This is a genomic window from Herbaspirillum sp. meg3 (assembly GCF_002257565.1).
GTDB lineage: Bacteria > Pseudomonadota > Gammaproteobacteria > Burkholderiales > Burkholderiaceae_D > Herbaspirillum.
Genome location: NZ_CP022736.1, coordinates 1,537,965 through 1,563,213, shown reverse-complemented (window position 1 = coordinate 1,563,213; position 25,249 = coordinate 1,537,965). Strand labels below are relative to the sequence as shown.

The window sequence follows — 25,249 nt, the reverse complement described above, 5'->3', positions numbered from 1 at the left end:
CTCCAAATCCCATCGGCTTGCAAGCCGTTTTTAGATAAACACACGGTTTTGTCGTTTTTTAATAACAGAACCGGGTAGAGCGCAGTAGTTATCCACTTGCGCTCTTGTGGTGCCATTTTTCACATACTTCTTAGCAGGAGGTGCAGTGAATCTAAAACGACCGATGAACAGACAACGCTTTCTTCAGCCTCAGGCACAGGATCTTGTACCCATGCAGCGAACATTCAAGAAATTAGCGATAGCCGCGCTTTTCTCTCTAGGTACTCCACTCCTCGTCCACGCCAACGACATCTCGATCTACCCCGCTCCCTTCAACGCCATCAATCCCAACGATCCTTCGTCCACTTTGCCGGGCATGGAAGACATCGATATCTGGGCGCGTATTCGCAAGGGTTTCGGCATTCCCAATCTGGAAAATCCTTTAGTAGACAACCAGACCCAGTGGTACAGCTCGCGCCCGGACTATATCCAGCGCACCACCGTACGCGCATCGCGCTACCTGTTCCACGTTGTGCAAGAACTTGAAAAACGCGGTATGCCGACCGAACTGGCGCTGCTGCCGTTCATCGAGTCCGCTTTCAATCCGCAAGCGCTGTCGACGGCCAAAGCAGCCGGCATGTGGCAATTCATTCCATCGACCGGCCGCGACTACAACCTGAAGCAGAACATGTTCACCGACGAGCGCCGCGATGTGCTGGCCTCGACCGATGCGGCACTGACTTACCTGCAAAAGCTCTATGGCATGTTCGGTGATTGGCAACTGGCGCTGGCGGCGTATAACTGGGGCGAAGGCTCGGTGCAACGCGCCGTGAACCGCAACCTGGCAGCCGGCCTGCCGATTGACTTCAACACGCTGTCCGCGCAGATGCCCAATGAAACGCGCAACTACGTGCCGAAGCTGCAAGCCGTCAAGAACATCATCGCCATGCCGGCCGAATACAACATCGATCTGCCGAAGGTCGACAACCAGCCTTACTTCGTCACCATCGGCAAGACCCGCAACATCGACGTCAAGGTTGCCGCCCAGCTGGCTGAATTGTCGCTCGATGAATTCAAGGCGCTGAACCCGCAGTTCAATCGTCCGGTCATCATCGGCGGCGACGACACCAAGATCCTTCTGCCGGAAAGTAATGCCGAAAAGTTCAAGGCCAACATGTCCAAGTTCACGCAGGCGCTGTCCTCGTGGACGGCGCATACCGTCTCCAGCGCGCGTGAACGCATCGAAACCATCGCCAGCAAGTTTGGCACCACTCCGGACATCATCCGCAGCGTGAATCAGATCCCGCCGAAGATGGTATTGAAGGCCGGTTCGACGATTCTGGTGCCGAAGACAGAGACCTCGGTTGAAACCGAGATCACTCCGGAAATCGCCGACAACGCACGCCTGGCGGTTGCACCGGATGTGCCGGACTTCAAGCGCATCTACGTGAAGGCAGGCAAGCGCGACACGCTGGCGTCCATCGCCAGCCGTTACCGTGTCAGCGTGGTGCAGATCAAGCAATGGAACGGTTTGCATCGTGACGTGCTGGCCAACGGTCAAAGCCTCCAATTGCAAGTGCCGTATCAGGCCCATACGCCGGCGCCTGCAGCCGCCCCGATCCGTGTGCGTCAGGTCGTCCATGCACCTGCCAAGCCGATCCGTAAAGCCCCTGTGGTCGCCAAGAACAACGTCCGTTCAGCGCCGGTACGCAAGACTGCCTCCAACGCACCGATCACCCTGGCTTCCGAAAACGCCACTCGCCGTCGTTAATTGTTCTTCTGCATAGGCCGGAATCGCTCCGGCCTGCTCGCTTCACCCTCGTTAGTTCTTCGCTCTCTCCCGCAATTCCACGCCGCTTCGTGCAATCCACCCCTCGTTTTTGCCGCAACGCAAAAACGAACTCGCCTCGCATACCATCATTGCCGCAGCACGATTAAGTTGAGACTTTTCCAGTGAAAATTCTGATCAACATGACCAGAAACTGCCGCGCCGCCGCATAAGTCGTTTCGTCGGCGACCTTCATTTCTGTGAATTCCGGTGCTATTATTCAGTCGCGCAAACGTTTGCGCATTGCTTGTTACTGCTCATACCGGCATTCGACCCATACGAAACCTGCCGCTTACAACACCATCTGGAGACTTTGATGAATACACGTATCCGCCTCAAGCTGATTGCCGCCACCGTCCTCGCCTGCGCGCTGCCGACATTGCCGGCCATGGCCCAGACCGCGGCAAAACCGAAGGTTGCGCTGGTGATGAAGTCGCTCGCCAACGAGTTCTTCCTGACCATGGAAAACGGCGCCAAAGAACACCAGAAGGCCCACGCTGCGCAATATGACCTGATCGCCAACGGCATCAAGGACGAACAAGACACCGCCAATCAGATCAAGATCGTCGAACAGATGATCGTGTCCAAAGTCAGCGGCCTGGTCATCGCACCGGCTGACTCCAAGGCGCTGGTTCCGGTGATCAAGAAGGCGATCGACGCCGGCATCATCGTGGTCAACATCGACAACAAGTTCGACGACGCAGCACTGAAGGAAAAAGGTATCACCGTGCCGTTCGTCGGCCCTGACAACCGCAAGGGCGCCAAGCTGGTCGGCGACTTCCTAGCCAAGCAGATCAAGAGCGGCGACAAAGTCGCCATCATCGAAGGCGTATCGACCACCTTCAATGCGCAACAACGAACCCTGGGCTTCCAGGATGCAATGGCTGCAGCCGGCGCCAAGGTTGTCTCGGTACAATCCGGTCAATGGGAAATCGATCCGGGTAACAAGGTTGCCGCCTCCATGCTGAACGCGCATCCTGACATCAAGGCGATCCTGGCCGGTAACGACAACATGGCGCTGGGTGCGGTTGCCGCCGTCAAGGCAGCCGGCAAGGCCGGTAAGGTGCTGGTGGTCGGTTACGACAACATCAATGCCATCAAGCCGATGCTCAAAGACGGACGCGTGCTGGCGACTGCCGACCAGTTCGCTTCGCAGCAAGCCGTGTTCGGCATCGAAACAGTCCTGAAAGCACTGGCCGACAAGAAACCGCAAAACAGCCTCGGCGGCACCGTGGAAACCAAGGTTTCTCTGGTGACCAAGGACAGCAAATAAGGGTCAATAGAAGTTGCTGAAGTACGGGGCGAGATACCGAGGTATCTCGCCCTCACCGCAAGATCGCATTTACCGAATCACCGAACCGCACGAATTACCACACCTTCATGGTGGAGGCTGAATGTCCAACCCATCTCCTGCTCCAGCAACTGCTCCCGTCACTGTTCCTGCATTGCTGTCGCTCACCGGCGTCGGCAAGACCTATGTCGAACCGGTTCTCAGCGACGTCTCGCTGGAAATCCGCCCGGGCCAGATCCTCGCGCTGACCGGTGAAAACGGCGCCGGCAAGAGCACGCTTTCCAAGATCGTCTGCGGTCTGGTGCAATCCACCACAGGCTCCATGCTGCTCGACGGCCAGGCCTACCAGCCGCGCTCGCGCACCGAAGCGGAACAGCTCGGCATCCGCATGGTGATGCAAGAGCTGAACCTGATCCCGACGCTGAGCATTGCCGAAAATCTGTTCCTGAACCAGCTGCCGCAACGCTTCGGCTGGATCGACAAACCCAAACTGGCAGCGCTGGCACAAGCGCAGATGACTGCCGTCGGCCTGACCGATATCGATCCCTGGACGCCGGTCGGCGACCTCGGCGTGGGTCATCAGCAAATGGTGGAAATCGCCCGCAATCTGATCGGCAGCTGCCGTCTGCTGGTGCTGGATGAGCCGACCGCGATGCTGACCAGCCGCGAAGTGGAATTGCTGTTCGCGCAGATCGCGCGCTTGCAATCGGAAGGTGTGGCGATCATCTACATCTCGCATCGCCTGGAAGAATTGAAACAGGTCGCCGACCGCATCGCCGTGCTGCGTGACGGCAAGCTGGTCTGCGACGATGACATCGGCGGCTACAACAGCGATGCACTGGTGCAGTTGATGGTCGGCCGTACCGCGGAAGCAGAACTCGATCTCGGTCACCGCGATATCGGCGCACCGCTGCTGCGCGTGCGCAATCTGGGCCGCGGCAGTGTCGTCGCGCCGGCGTCCTTCGATCTGCGTGCAGGAGAAATCCTCGGCATCGCCGGATTGATCGGCTCGGGCCGCACTGAATTGCTGCGCCTGATTTTCGGCGCCGACCGCGCCGACCAGGGTGAAGTCTTCATCGGCGACCAGACGCACGCCGCCGATATCCGCTCGCCCAAACACGCGATCGCTTCCGGCATCGCCATGATCACCGAAGACCGCAAGAGCCAGGGCCTGCTCTTGCCGCAGTCGATCGCCGTCAACGCCACGCTGGCCAAACTCGGCGACGTCAGCAAAATGGGCATGCTCGACGGCGACGCGGAAAGCGCGGTTGCCGAGGATTACATCAAGCGCCTGCGCATCCGCTCGCGCGACGGCTCGCAAGCGGCAGGAGAACTTTCCGGCGGCAACCAGCAAAAGGTCGTCATCGCGCGCTGGCTCTATCGCGACTGCCCGATCATGCTGTTCGACGAACCGACGCGCGGCATCGACATCGGCGCCAAATTCGATATCTACAAGCTGTTGGCCGATCTGTCGCGTCAGGGCAAAGGCTTGCTGATCGTTTCCAGCGACCTGCGCGAACTGATGCTGATCTGCGACCGCATTGCCGTGATGAGCGCGGGCAAGCTGGTCGATACCTTTGAGCGCGGCCAATGGAGCCAGGAAGCAATCCTCGCATCGGCGTTCAGCGGCTATATGAATTCGCCTGCTACCGCTACCGATACCGTTACTCTGGCGGCCTGACCGTGACGACACCAACACAAGCAAAACAAACAAAGATCATGACCCATCCCAACCGCACCTTCTCTGTCTACGGCTTGTCCGCCGTCAAGAACTACCTCGGCCTGATCGGCGCCTTGCTCGCGATGTGCGTGCTGTTCGCCTTCCTGAGCGAAAACTTCCTCACGCTGGCGACCTTCAGCACCTTGTCCAACGACATCCCGACGCTGGTCGTGATGGCGGTCGGCATGACTTTCGTGCTGATTGTCGGCGGCATCGATCTGTCGGTCGGTTCGGTGATGGCGCTGGCGGCATCGATCCTGTCGATGGCGATGGTGCGCTGGGGCTGGCCGCTGTTTGCCGCAGGCTTGCTGGGAATTTTCGTCGCCAGCCTGTGCGGCATGCTGACGGGCCTGATCTCGGTGGGCTGGCGCATCCCCTCCTTCATCGTCTCGCTGGGTGTACTGGAAATGGCGCGCGGCATGGCGTACCAGGTCACTAATTCGCGTACTGAATATATCGGTAGCGCCGTCGACAGCATCAGTTCGCCGATCCTCTTCGGTCTGTCGCCCGCCTTCATCGCCTCGATCGCTGTTGTCATCGTCGGCCATCTGGTACTGACACGCACCGTGCTGGGCCGCCACTGGATCGGCATCGGCACCAATGAAGAAGCGGTGCGTCTGGCCGGTATCAATCCGCGTCCGAGCAAAGTTCTGGTGTTTGCGCTGATGGGCTTGCTGGCAGGCGTCGGTGCACTGTTTCAGGTGTCTCGCCTGGAAGCGGCGGACCCGAACGGCGGCGTCGGCATGGAGCTGCAAGTGATCGCGGCGGTCGTCATCGGTGGCACCAGCCTGATGGGCGGGCGCGGCTCGGTCATCAGCACTTTCATCGGCGTGTTGATCATCTCGGTGCTGGAAGCCGGTCTGGCGCAGATCGGTGTCTCGGAACCGATGAAGCGCATCATCACCGGCCTGGTGATTGTCGCCGCCGTGGTGCTGGATACCTACCGTCGCCGTGGCGAGCGTAATACGCATTAATTAATACGCACTAACAACATCAGCGATAACAAAACATGGCAACCATCAAAGACGTAGCGCGCCACGCCGGGGTGTCTTACACCACGGTGTCGCACGTGTTGAACAAAACACGTCCAGTCAGCGTCGACGCCCGCGACCGTGTGCTGGCCGCTGTCGAAGCATTGGCCTACGTGCCCAGCGCCCTTGCGCGTTCGCTCAAGAGCAATGCCACCGGCAGTATCGGCCTGATCATTCCCAACAACACCAACCCCTACTTCTCGGAGGTGGCGCGCGGCATCGAAGACAGCTGCTACGCCGCCGGCTACAGCGTCATCCTGTGCAACTCGGACGATGACCCTGCCAAGCAGCGCGACTATCTCAACGTGTTGCTGACCAAACGCTGCGATGGCTTGATCGTCGCCACGCTGGCACAGACCGACGGTGAACTGCTGCGCAAGATGAAGGTGCCGACCGTGCTACTGGATCGCGCGCCAAAAGACATGGCGATTGATCTGGTTGCCGTCGACAACGCCGCCGGTGGTGCACTGGCAGCCGAGCATCTGTTGTCGCTGGGACGTCGCCGCATTGCCTGCATCGGCGGGCCGGAGAGCCTGGACATTTCGTACGAACGCATCACCGGACTGCGCCGGACGCTGCAGGATGCAGGCATCACCGTACAGGACGACATGCTGAAATACGCCGACTTCACCAGCGCAGGCGGCTACACCGCTGCACGCGATCTGCTGGCTTCCGGTGAAGCACCGGATGCGATTTTCTGCTGTAACGACCTGATGGCGATCGGCGCCCTGCGCGCTGCGGCAGAACGCGGCATTGATGTACCGGACGCCTTGTCGGTGGTTGGCTTCGACGATATCGATCTGGCTCAGTTCGTGCATCCGCCATTAACCAGTGTGTCGCAAAACACCCGTACCCTGGGCCAGTTGACCGCGCAATGCCTGCTCGACCGGATTGCCGATCCAAGCCGGCCGGTACAAAGACAAACCATCACGCCGCAATTGCATATTCGCGGTTCAACGGTCAGAGCATAACCACGTTATTTGCGATTCATTTTTGATTCGTTTTTGATTTATTTCACGTTAAGACACACATGATCGTCATCATCGGCAGCATCAATATGGACCTGGTTTTGCGCGTACCGCGCATGCCGCTTCCCGGCGAAACCATCACCGGCGGCCAGTTCCGCACTATTCCCGGCGGCAAGGGCGCCAATCAGGCCGTAGCCTGCGCGCGTCTGAGCGCCGATAGCGTCAAAGTCGCGATGGTAGCCTGCCTCGGCGACGATGCCTTCGGCACCGAACTGCGCGCCGCCTTGCGCACAGATGGCATTGACGATAGCCATGTCACGACCATTCCGAACACCGCGTCCGGCATCGCCTCCATTCTGGTGGACGAGAACGGTCAGAACAGCATCGTGCTGGCGTCCGGCGCCAACGCCGAACTCAGCCCGGCACATATCGATGCTGCGCGCGCGCTGATCGAGCAAGCCCGTATCGTCGTGCTGCAACTGGAGTCGCCGCTGCCGACGGTGATCCACGCCATCAAGCTGGCACATGCGCTGGGCAAGATCGTGGTGCTCAATCCCGCGCCTGCACAAGCTTTACCGACAGAATTGCTCGATCAAATCGACTATCTGGTGCCCAATGAAATCGAAGCGGCCATGCTGGCCGGCGTGCCTGCCACCGACATCAATATTGACAACGACAGTGACGAACAGATCGCCGACATCATCGCGAAGCTGCGTGCCAACGGCTCCAGCAACGTTCTGGTGACGCTCGGCGAAAAAGGCGTCTACGCCGCACTGGCCGCCGATTCGGCCCACTTCGATGCGCAAGCAGTCAAGGCAGTCGATACCACGGCGGCAGGCGACACCTTCATCGGCGGTTTCGTCGCCGCATTGGCAGAAGGCAGCAGTGAAGCCGATGCCATTGCACTAGGTCAGCGCGCCGCCGCGATCAGCGTCGCACGCGTGGGTGCGCAAACGTCTATTCCGACGCGTCAGGAAGTGACTATCTGAACAAGGGAAGTGAGAAACTGACATGAAGAAAACACCGCTGCTCAATATCGCGCTGTCGCAACTGATCGCCTCGCTCGGTCATGGCGACAGCATCGTCATCGGCGATGCCGGCCTGCCGGTACCGCCGGGTGTGCCACTGATCGATCTGGCACTCATGCGCGGCGTGCCCGGCTTCATGGATACGTTGCAAACTATCCTCGCCGAGATGCATGTAGAACAGTACGTGCTGGCCGACGAACTGGCAGAACGCAGTCCGCAGCTCGCGCAACAGATCGGATTGCTCGGCCTGGCCGGCAAGCAAACCATGCCGCATGAAGACTTCAAACGCCGTACCCAGCAGGCACGCGCCGTGATCCGCACCGGCGAGTACACGCCTTACGCCAATATCATTTTGATCTCTGGCGTCGTTTTCTGATGCATGAAATGACTACGACCGGCAATCTCAGCCGCCGGCAAAGTCCTCATCATTGTCAACACCATCTCTGATGTTGTCGGCCGCATACGTCGCCGCAGCCAGCAAGCGCTGGGTATAGGCATGCGACGGCTGCTGCAATACATCGGCAACGGCGCCGCTCTCCACCACTTTGCCGTCTTTCATGACCACCACCTGATGCGCCATGGCCCGGATCACGGCGAGATCGTGGCTGATGAAGAGATAGGTCAGGCCATGCTTTCGTTGTAACTGCGCCAGTAACTGCAATACCTGCTGCTGCACCGTGACATCGAGCGCCGAGGTCGGCTCGTCCAGCAGCAACAGCTCTGGCTTGAGCACCACTGCGCGTGCAATCGCAATACGCTGGCGCTGGCCGCCGGAAAACTCATGCGGATAGCGTTGCAGCATGTCTTCGGACAATCCGACTTCCAGCAGCGCGGCGACGACGGCGGCCCGCTGCTGGGCGGCATTCAAGTTCGGATGATGCAGAGCGAGTCCTTCACCGACAATCTGTTCAACCGTCCTGCGCGGTGACAGCGAAGCAAACGGATCCTGAAACACCACCTGCATGCGTGCGCGCAAGGGCCGCACAGCGCTCGACGACATGGCGCTGACCTCTTGACCGTCGAAGTGGATCTTGCCTTCTACCTGCGCTGATGACAGACGCAGCAAGGCCATGCCGAGTGTTGACTTGCCCGAACCGGATTCGCCGACAATGCCCAGCGTTTCACCTTTGCGCAGTGTCAGATCGACATCGTCAACCGCGACGAACTGCTTGCGACGCAGCCAGCCTTGCTTGATCGAGAAGGTGCAACGCACGCGTTCTCCGGTCAGCAAGACCGGCGCATCGGGCGCGATCTCGTCGACGTTGCGTTTGGGCTGGCTGGCCAGCAGCTTGCGTGTATAAGCCTGTTGCGGCGCTGCGAACAATGCGGCTGTAGCGGCAGTCTCAACCAGCTTGCCCTTTTCCATGACGCCGACGCGATCGGCAAAATGACGAACCAGATTGAGGTCATGCGAGATCAGCAGCACCGCCATGTTTTCATCGCGCTGCAACTGATTGAGCAGTTCCAGGATCTGTACCTGAATTGTCACGTCCAGCGCCGTAGTCGGTTCATCCGCGATCAGCAGCTTGGGATGGCAGGCCAGAGCCATGGCAATCATGGCGCGCTGACGCTGACCGCCGGATAATTGATGCGGATACGCCAGTGCGCGCCGCGCTGGTTCTGGAATACCTGTCTTCTCCAGCAAGGCGATGGTGCGTTGTGCCGCAGCCTTGGCGCTCAGGCTTTCGTGCAGCATCAGCACTTCAGCGATCTGGTTGCCGATAGTGAACAATGGATTCAAGGCCGTCATCGGTTCCTGGAAAATCATCGCCGCATCCAACCCGCGCACACCGCGCATCGCGGCTTCACTCTTTTGCAGGATGTCGTCGCCGTTGAACAGGATTTGTCCGCTGTAATTGGCGTCCTGATTCAGACGCAATACCGACAAGGCGCTGACCGTCTTGCCGGAACCGGACTCGCCCACCAGAGCGAATTTTTCGCCGGGTTCGACCTTGAAGCTGACGTCATCGACGACGGTTGCATTGCCGAAGCGCACCGACAGATTGCGGATTTCAAGCAGACTCATGCCTTCCTCCGCACATCCAGAGCATTGCGCAAGGCATCGCCGATATTGGTCAGCAACAGCAGGGTCACAGTCAGCACGATGAAGGTCGACAAGGCGATCCACCAGGCATCGAGGTTGTTCTTGCCCTGCGCCAGCAACTCACCCAGGCTCGGTGTCGAAGGCGGCACACCGAGGCCAAGGAAGTCGAGACTGGTCAATGCGAGAATCGATGCACTCATGCGGAATGGCAAAAAGGTCACCACCGGCGTCAGACTGTTGGGCAGCACGTGGCGCCAGATGATTTGCAAATTCGATAGACCGAGCGCGCGCGCGGCCTGTACGTATTCCAGATTGCGGTTACGTAAAAAATCGGCGCGCACATAATCCGACAAACCCATCCATCCGAACAGCGACAACAACACCAGCAGCAAGCCGATGCTCGGCTCAAAGATCGAAGAAAAAATGATCAGCAGATACAGCTCAGGCATCGAGCCCCAGATTTCCAGAATGCGTTGCATGAACAAGTCGGTGCGCCCGGCGAAGTAACCCTGCACCGCGCCTGCCAGCAAACCAAGCACCACGCCCGTCGCGGTCAATGCGAGGCCGAACAGGATGGAAATGCGGAAGCCATACAGCAAACGCGCAAACACATCACGCCCGCGATCATCGGTGCCGAGCCAGTTCTCCGAAGATGGCGGCGCCGGATTGGGTTGCGTGGCGAAGTAGTTGAGTGTGTCGAAGCGATAGTGATTCAGCGGATAGATTGCCCAATTGCCGTCTTTCTTGAACTGATCCTGAATGAAGGGATCGAGATAATCCGCCGGCGAGGCGAAATCACCACCGAACTCTTTTTCCGAATAGTCATGCGTAATCGGAAAAAGAATCTTGCCGTGATAGCTGGCCACCAACGGCTTGTCATTGGAAACCAGTTCGGCGCCGAGACTGATGACGAACAGCACCAGAAAAATAATCAGGCTCCAATAACCATTGCGGTTCTGGCGAAAGCGCAGCCAGATGCGGCGGCCCGGAGAAATCGAAGGCGAAGGAAATGGAGAAGAAGGAGAAGCAGTCAAGGTCGTCGCGCTCATTTGGCCAGACTTTCAAACTGGACGCGCGGATCGGCCCAGACATAGCAGAGATCGCCCAGCAGTTTCACCACGAGACCGATCAACGTGAACAGATACAGGGTGCCCATAACGACCGGATAGTCGCGGCGAATCACCGACTCATACGACAGCAAGCCGAGACCGTCGAGCGAGAACAGCGTCTCGATCAGCAGGCTGCCGGCAAAGAAGGCGCCGATGAAAGCTGCCGGAAATCCGGTCACCAGCGGGATCAGGGCATTGCGGAAGACGTGCTTGTAGAGCACCTTGTTTTCGGAGAGGCCCTTGGCCCGAGCGGTCAGCACATATTGCTTGCGGATCTCGTCGAGAAAGGTATTCTTGGTCAGCATGGTCATGACCGCAAATGATCCGGCCACCGACGCCAGCACCGGCAAGGTGATGTGCCACAGGTAATCCTTGATCTTGCCGAACAGCGACAGCGTGGCCCAGTCGTCAGAGGTCAGTCCGCGCAGAGGGAACCATTGCAGGAAGCTGCCGCCGCCGAACACCACCAGCAGGAACACGCCCAGCACAAACCCGGGAATCGAATAGCCCACCAGCACCACTGCGCTCGACAGCGAATCGAAACGGCTACCCTCGCGCACGGCCTTGGCGATACCCAGCGGCACCGAGATGAGATAGGTCAGAAAGAAGGTCCACAAACCGATCGACACCGACACCGGCAGTTTCGATTTGACCAACGTCCACACATCGACGTGATGATAGAAGCTGTCGCCCAGATCGAAACGGGCAAACCCTTTCATCATGATCCAGAAGCGTTCGGTCACCGGCTTGTCGAAACCATACAGCGCCTTGATTTCCTTGATGCGTTCGGCATCGACTCCCTTTCGCCCGTTATAGCCAAAACCGGCGCCGCCACCGCCTTCGCCATCGCGGGCTTTGAGCTGCTGCACCATCTGCTCTACCGGCCCTCCCGGCACGAACTGGATCACCACAAACGTCAGCAGGATGACGCCGATGAGCGTCGGAATCATCAACAGCACGCGCCGTAATATGTATGCCCACATGCTTACTCTCCTATTTTGTCCACCACATCGTCAGCGCCCATACCTGTGGCGCGTATTGATGTGGAGGCACCGGCGGATAACCCAGGGTATTGCGATGGGCGACGAAATTTTTCTCGATGTAGTAATTCGGCACGCAATAAAAACCATGCAGCAAGACTCTGTCAAGCGCCCGGCTAGCATTGATCAGGTCGGTGCGCGAGCTACTCTTGACGACTCGATCGATCAAAGCGTCAATGGCCGGATCGGCGATGCCGCCATAGTTTTCGCTTCCGCTCTCGCCAGCCGAGTGCGAGCCGAAATCGTCATACAGCTCGTTGCCCGGACTCGACGAACCGCCCTTGATCTGCGTGACCATATCAAAATCGAAATCATTGATGCGCTTCTGCGCCAGCGCCGCGTCGATCATCCGATAGTTCATCCGGATACCGAGTTTCTCCAGATTGCGCGCAAACGGCGCGATCACACGTTCCGATGATTGCTGCACGATCATGAAGTCGAAACTGAATATATTTCCTTGCGCATTGCGTAGCGCGCCATCGCGATACGTCCAGCCCGCCTGTGCCAGCAGATCGCGTGCCTTTTTCAGATTCTCTCGCAATGACCCAGGTGCTGCGGTCGACGGCGGCACCGGCGCCGGACCAAAAACTTCCGGTCGAAGCTTGTCTTTCAGCGGCATCAATATCTTCAGCTCCTCCGCATCCGGCAAGCCTTTCGCAGCCAGTTCGCTATTGGTGAAATAGCTGTCGCTACGCTTGAGACGGCCGTAATACAACTGGCGATTCAGCCATTCGAAATCGAGCGCTAGTCCGATTGCCTTCCTGACGCGGACGTCCTGAAAAATCGGCCGCCGCAGATTGAAGACGTAGCCCTGCAGGCCTGTGACGTTACTCCGAGGGAATTCATGTTTGACCAGTTCCCCGCTGGAAAAGCGCTTGCCGTTATACCCGCGTACCCAGTTGCGGACATTGTTTTCGATGTTGACGTCGAACTCGCCTGCTTTGAACGCCTCCAGCCGCGTAAAATCGTCCTTGTAATACCGGAAGGAGACCCGATCGAAATTGAACAGACCGCGTCGGCTCGGCAGGTTGGTAGCCCAGTAGGCCGGATTACGCTTGTAGGTGACATATTTGCCGAAATCAAACTTTTCGACGGTATAGGGCCCACTACCTATCGGCTGCTCCAGCGCCACCTTGTCGAACGGCTTTCCTTGCCCCCATTTCGGCGAAAACACCGGCAACTGTCCGATGATCATATGCAGTTCGCTATTCTTTTTGGAGAACTCAAAACGTACAGTGAGCCGGTTCACCACCACGACATTCTTTACATCTGCCCAATACGAACGGAACACAGGCGACGTCGATTTGCCGGTCAGGGTGCGGAACGAATATTTGACATCCTCAGCAGTGACCGGATCCCCATTGGAGAAGCGTGCTGCCGGGTTCAGACGAAAAGTCACGCTGAGTTGATCGGGGGCCAGATCCATGTCTTCGGCTAGCAGCCCATACGCAGAAAACGGTTCATCTTCGCTTTGTGTCATGAGCGACTCGAAAATGAGACTGAACTGCGTAAAGACAAAACCGTTGCCTCCCTGGCCCATTCCACTGACAACAGAACCCTTTAAGGTAAAGGGGTTGAGCTTGTCGAAACTGCCTAACGCGGGAAACGTGATCTGGCCTTGTTTCGGCGCATCCGGATTAACGTAGTCAAAATGGGTAAATCCGGGCGGATATTTCGGCGTGTAACCCAGCGCCATCGCGTATGCAGCAAAGGCGCTGCTGCTTTGAGCCAATATGCCGACCAGTAAAACTGAAACGAGAAATTTGAACATGCGTCCACAAAAGAAACGTTGGCGTTGCATTGAAATAGACCAGAATCGCAATAAAGTCTCCGGCCGACTATGATGATCGATTGTACACAACTGACACGTCTTTCCTGCGCGGTAGATAGTAGAACCAGCATATTTCTCTACAAATGAAGGACTCGCCGCCTATCCTCAAATGCAATACGTTGATCGAGTCGAAAAGTTGCCCTCCTCATCGCAAGCCCCTACAATCTCGTCAGTTTCAGCCGCGCCGCTGCCGGCATATCGGCATTACCCATCACTCGGAGTCAACATGGCATTTTTGCAAGGCAAGAAAATCCTGATCACAGGTCTGTTATCCAATCGTTCCATCGCTTATGGCATCGCTACGGCATGCAAGCGCGAAGGCGCGGAACTGGCGTTCACCTATGTCGGCGAACGTTTCAAGGACCGTATCACCAAGTTCGCTGAAGAATTCGACAGCAAGCTGATTTTTGATTGCGACGTCGGCAGCGACGAGCAAATCAATGCCCTGTTCGCCGATCTGGGCAAGTCCTGGGACCAGTTGGACGGCCTGGTGCACGCCATCGGCTTCGCGCCGAACGAAGCGATTGCCGGCGACTTCCTGGAAGGCTTCTCGCGAGAAGGCTTCAAGATCGCGCACGACATCTCGGCATATAGCTTCCCGGCAATGGCCAAGGCTGCGCTGCCGATGCTGCGTCCCAACTCGGCGCTGCTGACATTGACCTATCTTGGCTCTGAACGTGTGGTTCCAAACTACAACACCATGGGTCTGGCCAAGGCATCGCTGGAAGCCAGCGTGCGTTACCTGGCGGAATCTCTGGGCCCCAAGGGCGTGCGCGTCAACGGCGTATCCGCCGGCCCGATCAAGACATTGGCAGCCAGCGGCATCAAGGGCTTCGGCAAGATCCTCGGTTTTGTGTCCGACAACGCCCCGCTGCGCCGCAACGTAACGATTGAAGACGTCGGCAATGCTTCGGCCTTCCTGTTGTCGGACCTGGCAGGCGGCATCACCGGTGAGATCACCTACGTGGACGGCGGCTTCTCGCGCGTCGTCGGCGGTATCTCCGAGTAATACGAACCAGGACGAAAGAAGACTAGGGACTTGTTCGAAGCAAATCTCCGAGCAAACCCTAGTGCTAACTTCGACATTTTGCTGTATGATTCGGTTTGTGCGTTGCAATACGACGTACAAACCGTAATCCGGCTCGCTGGGTTACTCAGCAGCTTCGCAAGCCCTAATTGTCGCGCTAGACAGTCGACAGTACGTAGTAAAAGCCCTCCCGCCTTGAGTGTCCTTAGTCTTTAAGCGACACCGTCCCGGCGCAAAGCTTTTGTGCCGAAATTTCTTTGTTTTTCATAGTCATTTCGTTGGTTGGCGTTGCTTTTTTGCGTTCACCGCATTTGTTGTGCGCTCGTTGCGTCCGTTCACTCTGACGCAGGCGTTGCGCTGCATTGCATTTGTCTGGCGCTCATACACAAAACGAAAGAAAACATGACTTTTGAAACACTAGGCCTGCACCCATCGATTATCAAAGCCTTGACCGACTCCGGCTACACCGCGCCGACTCCGGTTCAGGAACAAGCTATCCCTGCCGCCATCGCCGGCAAGGATTTGCTGGTATCGTCGCAGACAGGCTCCGGCAAGACTGCAGCATTCATGCTGCCGTCGCTGCACAAGTTTGCCTCCATGCCACCTGCTGCTCCTGGCGCGAAGACACCAAACCAGGAAGCGCAAGCCGCCAAGGCACGCGGCGACCGTCCACGTTTCCGTCCTGCACAGCCAAAGATGCTGGTGCTGACGCCAACACGCGAACTGGCCCTGCAAGTTACCACCGCAACCGACAAGTATTGCGCACACATGCGTCGCCTGAAGGCCGTGTCCATCCTCGGTGGCATGCCTTATCCGAAGCAAATGCAATTGCTGTCGCGCAATCCTGAAATCCTGGTGGCGACACCTGGCCGTCTGATCGACCATATGGATTCGGGCAAGATCGATTTCTCCGAACTGGAAATTCTGGTGCTGGACGAAGCTGACCGCATGCTGGACATGGGCTTCATCGAAGATATCGAAAAGATCGTCGCTGCCACACCGGCAACCCGCCAAACCATGCTGTTCTCGGCAACGCTGGATGGCGTCGTCGGCAACATGGCAAAGCGCATCACCAATGCACCGCAGATCATCCAGATCGCCGGTTCCGCCACCAAGCATGAAAACATCGCTCAGCGCGTGCACTTCGTCGACGATCTGTCGCACAAGAATCGCCTGCTGGACTTCCTGCTGCGCGACGTGACCATGGATCAGGCTGTTGTCTTCACTGCGACCAAGCGTGATGCCGACACCATCGCTGATCGTCTGAACATCGCTGGTTTCGCTGCTGCTGCTTTGCATGGCGACATGCATCAAGGCGCACGTAACCGCACTCTGGACGGCATGCGTCGTGGCCAGGTTCGCGTGCTGGTAGCTACCGACGTCGCCGCTCGCGGTATTGACGTGCCGGGCATCACTCACGTGTTCAACTACGATCTGCCGAAATTCCCGGAAGATTACGTTCACCGTATCGGCCGTACCGGTCGTGCCGGCCGCAACGGCGTTGCCGTGTCGCTGGTCAATCATGCTGAAGGCATGCACGTCAAACGTATTGAGCGCTTCACCAAGCAACCGATTCCGGTTGATGTCGTTGAAGGCTACGAGCCAAAGAAAACAGCGGCACCTGCACGCAGCGCGCGCAAGCCAGGCGGATGGCGTCCAGGCGACAACCGCAGCGGCCCACCACGTTCGGCGGGTAACGGCGCTGGCAATGGCGGTGGTCGCAGCTTCGGCGGCAAGCCAGCCGGCAGTGGCGGCCCACGTAAAGAAGGCGGCGGTGGCGGCGGTTACAAGGGTGGTGGCGCTCGTTCCGACGGCGGCGCACGTCGCTCTTACGGCGATCGTTAATCTGTCCTGAGACGACATACTGAAACAGCGATCATCGTTCAACGATGATCGCTGCAGCAAGTAGACAAGCTACAAAACAAAAGGCCGCTTCATTGAAGCGGCCTTTGTCATTGGTGTCAGGACTTTTCAGTCGTTCTTCAGCTGCTGCAGGCGCCGCCCTTCCCCGCCCTCAACGCTATCACGTCGGCCGAAATCGCATCAGCCACGTTGGCTACTGCACGTTGCATACCCTGCACTACGCCATCAATTCCCGCGCCACTGACAGGTTCCACCACCGCCAGGCGGCATACGCTGCTTGCATTATTGTCGCTGCGCGCAATCGTCCATCCGAAGGATGCGTCCACCTTGCCGCCCTTGACGGCGTCAAGCTGGCGCAACTCAACAATGATCCGATAAACCGGTTGATTGGCCGGACGACCACCGCGTGTCACGTCGACTGCGCCGAGACGATTGGCGACGCCGCTGGCCAATGCGTCACGCAGTTCGTTGTTGAACGGTGCCGACCAGCGATCCTGCTCAAGAATATCGACACGCGTATCGTCAGTACGCACCACAATCTGCGGACGCGCCAGACGCTCCGGCACGCTCACCGGCAAGACCTCGATAAATGTCTGTCCAGCCGCGACGGCGGGCGTTGCGGCGGGTGCCTTGGCCATCGCCGGCGAAGGACTTGATCCACCCGCTGCAGCCAACGTGTAGAAGCGCGTCGGCGTGCTGGAACATGCCGTCAACGCCAGCATCAGCGCCGCCGTCGAGAAAAATGTGAATCGACCCTGCATTATTTATCCTCCTGCTTGCCGCGAATCAGCGATTCCGGATGTTGTTGCAAATAATCGGTGAGCACCTTGATGGATGCTGCCGCACGCGACAGCTCCTGCATGGTCTGGCGCACGTCCTGCTGCAATGGCGCATCCTCGGACAAGGTTCGTTCGGCGGCGTTGAGCGTCTTGCGGGCATCGCGCATGGCAGCGGTGATTTCCGGTGCGACATCGTTGTTGATCTTGTTCATGGTCTGCTCGGCACTGCTCAATGTACGGTTGAGCGTGGCCAGCGTCTTGCGCAGGTCTTCGCCGATCTTGTCGAACGGCACCTTGCTCAGTTTGCGCGTGACATCGGCAATCTGATTCTGGATCTCGTCGAGACTGTTCGGTATCGTCGGGAAGATCAGCGGTGTCCGCTCGATGTCGATCTGTGCCGGCTCGGCCTTCGGGAAGAAGTCCAGCGCCACATAGACTTGACCGGTCAGCAGACTGCCGCTGCGCAATTGCGCGCGCAGTCCATGCGCAACCAGATAGCGCAGACGCTGGCGCGGCGTGTAGCGCGATTCCTGCTGCTCATTGAACTTGCGGCCGAGACGATCCGGATACAGGGTCACCACCACCGGCATCAGGAACTGACGCGTCTTGTCATCGTATTCGATACCAATCGATTTGACCTCGCCCAGCACCACACCACGGAAGTCCACCACCGCGCCCGGCTCAAGACCGCGTAGCGACTGGTTAAAATAAAGCAGCACGGTTTGCGAGCGTCCGTCAGGCTCCTTCATGGCGGCGGCCTCATCTTCGGCCAGGCGGAAGCTGGTGTTTTCCTTGGCAGCCGTGTTGGTGTCGAACTCATCCATCGACTTGAAAGCGATACCGCCCAGCACCACCGTTGCCAGTGATTGTGTATGCAGCTTGAAGCCGCTGGCATTGATCTGCATGTCGAAACCGCTGGCATGCCAGAAGCGCGAATTGATACCGACGAATTTGTCATAAGGCGCATTCACGAAAATACGCAGTGTCACGCCCTTGCCGTCCTGATCGAGATCATAGGCGGCAACCTGGCCGACCTTGATGCGGCGATAGAACACGGGCGAGCCGATATCCACCGAGCCGAGATCAGCGGCATGCAGCACGAACTGCTTGCCGGAGGTGTCGCGCGTAATGATCGGCGGCTGTTCAAGGCCGGCGAATTCCTTTTTGGTTTCCTCCGACTTGCCCGCATCGGCGCCGATATAAGCGCCCGACAGCAAGGTATTCAGACCCGAGATGCCGGATGCCGCCACGCGTGGACGCACCACCCAGAAGCGCGTGTCGTCGGCGGTGAAGCTTTCGGCTTCCTTGGTCAGTTGCACAGTGGTCAAGACATGCGAGCGGTCTCTGCTCAGCGTGATCGACTGCACCAGACCGATATCGACGTCTTTGTATTTCACTTTGGTCTTGCCGGCTTCCAGCCCTTCGGCGGAGGAGAAGCTGATCGTGATCACCGGGCCACGTTCGATCAGTATCTTGGCAACCAGTGTGAGGCCGACCACGGCGGCAACGATGGGAATCAGCCATACCAGCGAGGGCAGCCAGTTGCGCTGGCGGGAGCGTTTAGGCTCCGGAAGATGATGTGAGGGCGTCGTTTGTTCAGTCATTCACTATCCTTTTTTATTGCTCTTGCAGGTCGACATGTGGCGACGGCACAGCGTTCTCATTAGAAACCGGCTCATCCTGATCCCAGATCAGGCGCGGATCAAAACTCAGCGACGCCAGCATGGTGAGCACCACTACCGATCCGAACGCTGCGACGCCGACTCCCGCCGTGATCTTGGCAAAGCCTTCTATTTGCACCAGCCCGGTCAGCAAAGACACCACGAATACATCCAGCATTGACCAACGCCCTATCGACTCCACCACACGATACAGTTTGGCGCGTTGCAGACGCTGCCAGCTGCTGCGCCGGCGCGCGCTCACCGTCAGGATGATCAGCGACACCAGCTTGAAGAGCGGTACCAGAAAGCTGGCAATGAACACCACAATCGCCAGCTCCCACGATCCATCGACCCAGAAGTAGATGATGCCGCTCATGATCGTATCCTGCTGTTCATCCAGCAGAGTCGTCGTGGTCATCACCGGCATCAGATTGGCCGGGATGTACATGATGCAGGCCGCGATCAGAAAAGCCCAGGTGCGATTGAGGCTATCGATCTTGCGCACATGCAGCGGGCTGTGGCAGACCTCGCAATGCGCATCGTCGGGGGCATCTTCCCAGACGGTACCGCAATGATGGCAGGGACGGAGATTGGAAGCGATGGCGCTGCTCATTACAGGATCGGCAGCATGTTCAGCCTGATGCGCCTTTGCCGCAGACTCATCGGCAAAAGAGGGATCAGACGATGCGTCCGATGCGGGATAAGTATCAGCGCTCATCGTACCGGCTCCCCGTCTTTGACCGGATCGGCGTCTTCAATGCGTGCGATCACCAGCGAGCGCCACAGATAGCGCGGGTTAAATGACACGACTGCGGTCAAAACGATCGTCAGTGCGCCAAACGCCCACAAGGCGACACCGGGAATCACCGTCGCCATATTGGACAACTTGACCACTGCCACCAACACACCGAGCAGAAAGACCTCCACCATCCCCCAGGGACGTACCATCTGCATGATCCTCAGCAGAGTCTTGACGCCGGGACGGTTCACGCCATGTGCCGTCGGCAGTAATAAATAGAACAGGACCAGCAGCTGCACCAGCGGGAACAAAATGGTCGTAGCCATTACCAGCATGGCTACCAGCGACATGCCTTCCATACCGAGCACTTTGACGGCGCCGATCAGCGTGGTCTGACTGGTCAATCCTTGCAGCTCGATTTCGACGATGGGAAAGCTGTTGGCGATCACGAACATGATCAGGCTGGCAACCGTCAGCGGCAGCAAACGTTGCTGGCGACTGCCGGTGTCGCGCTCCATTTCTGCACCGCAACGCTGGCATTGCGCAATTTCAGCGCGTCTGAGTACCGGCCTGCGATGCACTGCATCACACTCTTCGCAAACGATCAGGTCCGGACGTCTATACATGAATTGAATAAATAATTAATTAATTAACGAATTGATCAAGTGCTGGATATACAAACAAGGATCGAATAAAAGCCGGATGCCGCCAAGCCACCCAGGACTTGTCGCTTCATCATTATGAAAGGAACTTGGATTCTAACAACAAAAGGCATCGGCTCCCCCCTGCTTTTAGCTCGCTTTTGGGAGCATCAGGCAGATAATGCTTGACAATCCAAACAGCAATCTTCTAAAGTGAACAGATGAACTCCGCAACACAATTCTCTCTATCACTATCGCACTTCGCTGGCGCCCTGCTAGCGTTGCTACTAGTGACGCTACTACCAGCTTCGCGCTAATCCAAGTTTCTCCCTAGTTTTTGCAGTTTCCTCGCTGGCGTATAGATCTGAAAGCATCCGAAATGGATCCTCAGAATCACATCGCAGCACAAATTAAAAAGTTGTAAATTTTTTACTGAAAAGCCAGTTATGCCGCTCTTGCATACCAAGTCCATTGCTGCAACTCCGATTTCCGGCGTAATCGTCGAATCTATCGCCGCGAAGATCTTTGCACCGGCATCGGCACTGCTATCGCTACCGATCGGTTGCCTGGCCTCGCGTTAGTGGCAGTCAGGCGGCCCTTCAGCCACATCGGATGATTTCCCCAATTTCACTGTAGTGACAAATTAAAGAGGTTTTACCATGATGTTAAGCAACCCGGCAGCAAAGTACCGCGCATTCCCAACGATTCCGTTATCTGATCGTACCTGGCCCAATCAGTTCATTTCCAAGCCGCCGATCTGGATGAGTACCGACCTGCGCGACGGTAATCAGGCGCTGATCGAGCCGATGAGCCCGGAGCGCAAACTGCGCTTCTTCGAAATGCTTCTGCAAATCGGCCTGAAGGAAATCGAAGTCGGCTTCCCCTCCGCATCGCAAACCGACTTCGACTTCGTTCGCAAACTGATCGAAGAAAATCGCATCCCTGACGATGTCACCATCATCGTGCTGACCCAGTCGCGCGAAGAGCTGATCCGCCGCACCATCGATTCGCTCGCAGGTGCCAAGCAAGCCATCGTCCACTTGTACAACTCGGTGGCACCGGCTTTCCGCAAGATCGTCTTCAACATGTCCCGCGACGAGATCAAAAACATCGCCGTCACCGGCACTCAACTCGTCAAGGAACTGACCGACGCCCGCCCGGAAACCCAATGGCGCTATGAATATTCGCCGGAGTCCTTCAGCACCACCGAACTCGACTTCTCCAAGGAAATCTGCGACGCCGTCTGTGAAACCTGGGGCGCCACACCAGAACGCAAAGTCATCCTGAATCTGCCCTCGACCGTCGAATGCAGCACGCCGAATGTCTACGCCGACCAGATCGAATGGATGTGCCGCAACCTGAAGCATCGCGCCTCCACCATCATCTCGGTGCACCCGCACAATGACCGCGGCACCGCCGTCGCTTCGGCTGAACTGGCTGTGATGGCCGGCGCTGATCGCGTTGAAGGATGTTTGTTCGGCAACGGCGAACGCACCGGCAACGTCGATCTGGTCACGCTCGCCCTGAACCTGTACACGCAAGGCGTGAATCCCGGCCTTGATTTCTCCGACATTGACACCGTGCGTCAGTGCGTCGAGGAGTGCAACCAGATCCCGGTTCACCCACGTCATCCGTATGTCGGCGATCTGGTCTTCACGGCCTTCTCCGGCTCGCACCAGGATGCCATCAAGAAGGGTTTCGCCAAGCAGCAAGCGGACGCCATCTGGGAAGTACCTTATCTGCCGATCGACCCGGCCGATCTGGGCCGCAGCTACGATGCCGTGATCCGCGTCAACAGCCAATCCGGCAAGGGCGGCATGGCCTACCTGCTGGAGCAGGAATACGGTCTGTCGATGCCGCGCCGTCTGCAGATCGAATTCAGCCGCGCCATCCAGCGCGAAGCCGATGCCACCGGCAAGGAAATCGTCGCCGGCGACATCTACACGATCTTCAAGAGCGAATATCTGGATCGCACCACCCCTTACGTCTATCGCGCACACCGCATGTCGGAAGATTCCTCGCACAAGGAATCGATCAAGATTGAAATCGACATCGAGCGCAACGGTGAAAAGGCGACGCTGCGCGGCACCGGCAACGGCCCTATCGACGCCTTCGTCAATGCACTGGGCCTGGACATCAAACTGATGGACTTCCACGAACACGCCATCGGCGCCGGCGCCAACGCGCAAGCCGCCAGCTACATCGAGCTGCGTCTGAATGAAGCGCCGACCGGCTTCGGTGTCGGTATCGACGCCAACATCGTGACAGCATCGTTCAAAGCCGTACTCAGCGCCATCAATCGCCAGATCGCGATCGATCAAAGCGCCAATCAGCCTTCTTCGCCAAAAGCGAAAGCCGCCTGATCAGCCTGACAAACCCACGTCTGGCAATATGAGAAAAGCCGCCGGTTTATCCAACCGGCGGCTTTTTTGTTTCGTGCTTCAGATAAATCGTGAATCGTTACAGCGACCGTGCCAGGCGAATGCCGCTGTATTGCCAGCAAGCCGTCGCGGGGAAAAAGTTGCGATAGCTGACGCGCGAATGTCCCAGCGGCGTCGCACCGGATGAACCGCGCAAGACATATTGATTGACCATGAACTTGCCGTTGTACTCGCCGACAGCGCCGTCAGGAATCGCATAGCCCGGATAAGGCGCATAGCTGCTCGATGTCCACTGCCATGCCGTGCCGAAAAATTGCCGGCCCTCGTTACCGAGCGCACCGGCGGCGTATTCCCACTCTGCCTCGGTCGGCAAACGTGCACCGGCCCAGCGTGCAAAAGCATCAGCCTCGTAGTAGGACAAGTGCAGCACCGCCGCATGCGGATCCAGCGGCAACATGCCGTGCAAGGTGAACTCCTGCCACGCGCCATCGTCCTGGCGATGCCAGTAGAGCGGATGTTTGATGCCGTTACTGCTGCGCCAGTCCCATCCAGCCGACAGCCAATAGGCTGGATTGTCATAGCCACCCTGCTCCACAAACATCAGGTATTCGATGTTGCTGATCAGGCGCGAACCGATGGCAAATGCTTCAACAAATTGGCGATGCGACGGCAGCTCATTGTCGAAACAGAATCCTCCATGTCGATAACCTATCTCCACGACACCGGCATCGAAGGTATTCCACTCCAATTCAGTCTGCACCGGCATGGCCTGCAAGGCGCGCGGCAGATAAGCCGGCTTGAGCGGATTGAGCGACAACAGATGTTTGACGTCAGTCAGCATCAACTCCTGATGCTGCTGCTCATGCTGCATGCCCAGCTCCAGCAAGCGCAGACAATCCTCATCGCAAACATCGGATAACAGCAACGCTTGCATGCGCAGATCGATGTTGGAACGATAGGCACGTATCTCGGCCAGCGACGGACGTGTCAGCATGCCGCGCTGAGGACGTGGATGCTTGTCGCCGACGCCTTCATAGTAAGAATTGAACAAGACCCGGAACGCCGGATGAAACGGCGCGAACTCGGGTTCGTAGCTTTCGAGAATAAAGGTCTCAAAGAACCAGCTGGTATGCGCCAGATGCCATTTGACCGGACTGGCGTCGGGCATCGACTGTGCGCCGCAATCTTCATCGGACAACGGCGTGGCGAGGATCATCGAGTATTCGCGCGTACGCAAAAAGTCATCGACGATGGCTGCGTTCGTTGCGGCCAGTGCGGCCGTTTCGTTATGCATGCTGCTTATCTCCCTGTGCAGATGTTATGCATCTTCTGCCGCTTACACCGGCCGCGCGTAACAGAGCATGAACCACTTCTGCGGATCGAACCACATCTTGGCCTGGCCGAACCCGGCTTGGCGCAACAAATCGCTGAAGCCGTCGGGCGTGAATTTATAACTGTTCTCGCTATGGATGCGTTCGCCTTGGCGGAATTTTCTCTCGCCTCCGCACCATGTCACGATGACATCGCGGCGTGCTTCCAGATGCATCTCGATACGCGACAACTCGGGATTAAAGAAGCCCCGGTGCTGCCAATCGTCGACCACGAAATCGCTGCCCAGCAGGCGATTGACGTGCAACAGCGCATTGCGGTTGAATGCCGCAGTCACGCCCAGTGCGTCGTCGTAGGCTGCATCAAGTACAGCCTTTTCCTTGACCAGATCGATGCCGAGCAAAATACCGCCGGCCTCACCCAGTTGCAGGCCATGGCGCATGCGGCGCAGGAACTGCAGTGCTTCTTCGGGTGCGAAATTACCAAGCGACGATCCTGGATAAAAGAACAGACGGTTCTCACGTCCGACCGTCGAAGGCAATTGCAGCGAGGTTGAAAAATCCATCGCGATTTCTTGCATCGGGATCGCCGGGAATTTTTGCCGCAAGCCATTCACCGCTTCACGCAAAAATTCCGTCGAGATGTCGATGGGGACATATTGTCGCGGCTGCAAGGAAGGAAACAGGCGGGCCGCCTTGGCGCAGTTGCCGGCGCCCAGATCAATCATGGTCACGCCTTTGCCGACGGTGGCAGCAATATCCTCGGCATGCTGATCGAAGATCTGCGCTTCGGTGCGGGTCGGGTAGTATTCCGGCAGCGCGCAAATCGCTTCGAAGAGAGTGGAACCGAGCGCGTCGTAAAAGTATTTGGGAGAAATGCTGGCGGTTTCTGCCATCAGTCCGTCGTGCAATTCACCTCGTATCGGACAATTCTCAGCCCAATCGTCCTGCATGTCCTGCA

Annotated in this window: 20 protein-coding genes; 10 read left to right on the top strand and 10 right to left on the bottom strand. The window is 57.7% G+C overall.

The features are described 5' to 3' along the window. Nucleotides 1-211: 211 nt before the first annotated feature. The 7 genes from hmeg3_RS07040 (at nt 212) to rbsD (ending at nt 8,221) form a co-directional block, all read left to right on the top strand. Nucleotides 212-1,750: a transglycosylase SLT domain-containing protein gene (locus hmeg3_RS07040; RefSeq protein ID WP_094563109.1), complete on the top strand. Its 1,539-nt coding sequence runs from the start codon at nt 212-214 to the stop codon at nt 1,748-1,750. A 373-nt stretch (nt 1,751-2,123) separates the two neighbouring features. Continuing rightward, complete coding sequence (locus hmeg3_RS07035; protein WP_094563108.1) at nt 2,124-3,080, top strand: sugar ABC transporter substrate-binding protein; 957 nt, start codon at nt 2,124-2,126, stop codon at nt 3,078-3,080. Between the two features lie 121 nt (nt 3,081-3,201). Further along, a complete protein-coding gene (locus hmeg3_RS07030; RefSeq protein ID WP_094563107.1) occupies nt 3,202-4,779 on the top strand; it encodes a sugar ABC transporter ATP-binding protein in 1,578 nt (525 codons plus the stop codon). A 38-nt stretch (nt 4,780-4,817) separates the two neighbouring features. Then, complete coding sequence (locus hmeg3_RS07025) at nt 4,818-5,792, top strand: ABC transporter permease (protein WP_094563106.1); 975 nt, start codon at nt 4,818-4,820, stop codon at nt 5,790-5,792. A 35-nt stretch (nt 5,793-5,827) separates the two neighbouring features. After that, the gene (locus tag hmeg3_RS07020) at nt 5,828-6,820 is read left to right on the top strand and encodes a LacI family DNA-binding transcriptional regulator (RefSeq protein WP_094563105.1); all 993 of its coding nucleotides are present in this window, start codon (nt 5,828-5,830) and stop codon (nt 6,818-6,820) included. A gap of 59 nt (nt 6,821-6,879) precedes the next feature. After that, entirely contained in the window at nt 6,880-7,806 is a 927-nt protein-coding gene (rbsK, locus tag hmeg3_RS07015) for a ribokinase (protein ID WP_094563104.1), read from the top strand. Nucleotides 7,807-7,828: 22 nt separating this feature from the next. Beyond that, nucleotides 7,829-8,221: a D-ribose pyranase gene (gene rbsD / locus hmeg3_RS07010; RefSeq protein ID WP_094563103.1), complete on the top strand. Its 393-nt coding sequence runs from the start codon at nt 7,829-7,831 to the stop codon at nt 8,219-8,221. A 27-nt stretch (nt 8,222-8,248) separates the two neighbouring features. Here rbsD and hmeg3_RS07005 read toward each other — a convergent pair whose 3' ends face one another. From hmeg3_RS07005 to hmeg3_RS06990, 4 genes are read right to left on the bottom strand one after another with little or no spacing between them, the layout of a single operon-like run. Next, a complete protein-coding gene (locus hmeg3_RS07005; protein ID WP_094563102.1) occupies nt 8,249-9,871 on the bottom strand; it encodes an ABC transporter ATP-binding protein in 1,623 nt (540 codons plus the stop codon). Continuing rightward, nucleotides 9,868-10,938, bottom strand: a complete 1,071-nt coding sequence (locus tag hmeg3_RS07000; RefSeq protein ID WP_094563101.1) for an ABC transporter permease — start codon at nt 10,936-10,938, stop codon at nt 9,868-9,870. The genes hmeg3_RS07005 and hmeg3_RS07000 overlap by 4 nt, the downstream gene beginning before the upstream one ends. Beyond that, nucleotides 10,935-11,981, bottom strand: a complete 1,047-nt coding sequence (locus hmeg3_RS06995; RefSeq protein WP_094563100.1) for a microcin C ABC transporter permease YejB — start codon at nt 11,979-11,981, stop codon at nt 10,935-10,937. Before hmeg3_RS06995 ends, hmeg3_RS07000 begins: the two co-directional genes overlap by 4 nt. A gap of 10 nt (nt 11,982-11,991) precedes the next feature. Further along, the gene (locus tag hmeg3_RS06990; protein ID WP_094566184.1) at nt 11,992-13,809 is read right to left on the bottom strand and encodes an extracellular solute-binding protein; all 1,818 of its coding nucleotides are present in this window, start codon (nt 13,807-13,809) and stop codon (nt 11,992-11,994) included. Nucleotides 13,810-14,095: 286 nt separating this feature from the next. On the opposite strand from hmeg3_RS06990, the gene fabI reads away from it, so the two are divergent. Together fabI and hmeg3_RS06980 are read left to right on the top strand one after the other, a co-directional pair. Continuing rightward, nucleotides 14,096-14,878 (top strand): enoyl-ACP reductase FabI, encoded by a 783-nt coding sequence (fabI, locus tag hmeg3_RS06985; protein WP_094563099.1) that lies wholly within the window; start codon nt 14,096-14,098, stop codon nt 14,876-14,878. 420 nt (nt 14,879-15,298) lie between these two features. Further along, entirely contained in the window at nt 15,299-16,741 is a 1,443-nt protein-coding gene (locus hmeg3_RS06980) for a DEAD/DEAH box helicase (RefSeq protein ID WP_094563098.1), read from the top strand. Nucleotides 16,742-16,878: 137 nt separating this feature from the next. Here hmeg3_RS06980 and hmeg3_RS06975 read toward each other — a convergent pair whose 3' ends face one another. The 4 genes from hmeg3_RS06975 to hmeg3_RS06960 form a co-directional block, all read right to left on the bottom strand. Beyond that, nucleotides 16,879-17,520 (bottom strand): membrane integrity-associated transporter subunit PqiC, encoded by a 642-nt coding sequence (locus hmeg3_RS06975; RefSeq protein ID WP_094563097.1) that lies wholly within the window; start codon nt 17,518-17,520, stop codon nt 16,879-16,881. Next, on the bottom strand, nt 17,520-19,142 hold the full coding sequence (locus tag hmeg3_RS06970) for an intermembrane transport protein PqiB (protein WP_094563096.1): 1,623 nt from the start codon (nt 19,140-19,142) through the stop codon (nt 17,520-17,522). The genes hmeg3_RS06975 and hmeg3_RS06970 overlap by 1 nt, the downstream gene beginning before the upstream one ends. 13 nt (nt 19,143-19,155) lie before the next feature. Further along, nucleotides 19,156-19,812 (bottom strand): paraquat-inducible protein A, encoded by a 657-nt coding sequence (locus hmeg3_RS06965; RefSeq protein ID WP_094566183.1) that lies wholly within the window; start codon nt 19,810-19,812, stop codon nt 19,156-19,158. Between the two features lie 101 nt (nt 19,813-19,913). After that, nucleotides 19,914-20,564 carry a paraquat-inducible protein A gene (locus hmeg3_RS06960; protein ID WP_094563095.1) on the bottom strand — a complete coding sequence of 217 codons (651 nt, stop codon included), beginning with the start codon at nt 20,562-20,564 and terminating at the stop codon, nt 19,914-19,916. A 674-nt stretch (nt 20,565-21,238) separates the two neighbouring features. On the opposite strand from hmeg3_RS06960, the gene leuA reads away from it, so the two are divergent. Then, complete coding sequence (leuA, locus tag hmeg3_RS06955; RefSeq protein WP_094563094.1) at nt 21,239-22,942, top strand: 2-isopropylmalate synthase; 1,704 nt, start codon at nt 21,239-21,241, stop codon at nt 22,940-22,942. Nucleotides 22,943-23,039: 97 nt separating this feature from the next. Here the strand turns inward: leuA and egtB are convergent, their stop codons facing one another. Beyond that, nucleotides 23,040-24,254 (bottom strand): ergothioneine biosynthesis protein EgtB, encoded by a 1,215-nt coding sequence (gene egtB, locus hmeg3_RS06950; RefSeq protein WP_094563093.1) that lies wholly within the window; start codon nt 24,252-24,254, stop codon nt 23,040-23,042. Between the two features lie 42 nt (nt 24,255-24,296). Then, nucleotides 24,297-25,241: an L-histidine N(alpha)-methyltransferase gene (gene egtD, locus hmeg3_RS06945; RefSeq protein ID WP_094563092.1), complete on the bottom strand. Its 945-nt coding sequence runs from the start codon at nt 25,239-25,241 to the stop codon at nt 24,297-24,299. Between the last annotated feature and the right edge of the window lie 8 nt (nt 25,242-25,249).

Coding starts and splice junctions, on each gene's coding strand:
- hmeg3_RS07040 (WP_094563109.1), top strand. CDS start 212: ATGCAGCGAACATTCAAGAAATTAGCGATAGCCGCGCTTTTCTCTCTA.
- hmeg3_RS07035 (WP_094563108.1), top strand. CDS start 2,124: ATGAATACACGTATCCGCCTCAAGCTGATTGCCGCCACCGTCCTCGCC.
- hmeg3_RS07030 (WP_094563107.1), top strand. CDS start 3,202: ATGTCCAACCCATCTCCTGCTCCAGCAACTGCTCCCGTCACTGTTCCT.
- hmeg3_RS07025 (WP_094563106.1), top strand. CDS start 4,818: ATGACCCATCCCAACCGCACCTTCTCTGTCTACGGCTTGTCCGCCGTC.
- hmeg3_RS07020 (WP_094563105.1), top strand. CDS start 5,828: ATGGCAACCATCAAAGACGTAGCGCGCCACGCCGGGGTGTCTTACACC.
- rbsK (WP_094563104.1), top strand. CDS start 6,880: ATGATCGTCATCATCGGCAGCATCAATATGGACCTGGTTTTGCGCGTA.
- rbsD (WP_094563103.1), top strand. CDS start 7,829: ATGAAGAAAACACCGCTGCTCAATATCGCGCTGTCGCAACTGATCGCC.
- hmeg3_RS07005 (WP_094563102.1), bottom strand. CDS start 9,871: ATGAGTCTGCTTGAAATCCGCAATCTGTCGGTGCGCTTCGGCAATGCA.
- hmeg3_RS07000 (WP_094563101.1), bottom strand. CDS start 10,938: ATGAGCGCGACGACCTTGACTGCTTCTCCTTCTTCTCCATTTCCTTCG.
- hmeg3_RS06995 (WP_094563100.1), bottom strand. CDS start 11,981: ATGTGGGCATACATATTACGGCGCGTGCTGTTGATGATTCCGACGCTC.
- hmeg3_RS06990 (WP_094566184.1), bottom strand. CDS start 13,809: ATGTTCAAATTTCTCGTTTCAGTTTTACTGGTCGGCATATTGGCTCAA.
- fabI (WP_094563099.1), top strand. CDS start 14,096: ATGGCATTTTTGCAAGGCAAGAAAATCCTGATCACAGGTCTGTTATCC.
- hmeg3_RS06980 (WP_094563098.1), top strand. CDS start 15,299: ATGACTTTTGAAACACTAGGCCTGCACCCATCGATTATCAAAGCCTTG.
- hmeg3_RS06975 (WP_094563097.1), bottom strand. CDS start 17,520: ATGCAGGGTCGATTCACATTTTTCTCGACGGCGGCGCTGATGCTGGCG.
- hmeg3_RS06970 (WP_094563096.1), bottom strand. CDS start 19,142: ATGACTGAACAAACGACGCCCTCACATCATCTTCCGGAGCCTAAACGC.
- hmeg3_RS06965 (WP_094566183.1), bottom strand. CDS start 19,812: ATGAGCAGCGCCATCGCTTCCAATCTCCGTCCCTGCCATCATTGCGGT.
- hmeg3_RS06960 (WP_094563095.1), bottom strand. CDS start 20,564: ATGTATAGACGTCCGGACCTGATCGTTTGCGAAGAGTGTGATGCAGTG.
- leuA (WP_094563094.1), top strand. CDS start 21,239: ATGATGTTAAGCAACCCGGCAGCAAAGTACCGCGCATTCCCAACGATT.
- egtB (WP_094563093.1), bottom strand. CDS start 24,254: ATGCATAACGAAACGGCCGCACTGGCCGCAACGAACGCAGCCATCGTC.
- egtD (WP_094563092.1), bottom strand. CDS start 25,241: ATGCAGGACGATTGGGCTGAGAATTGTCCGATACGAGGTGAATTGCAC.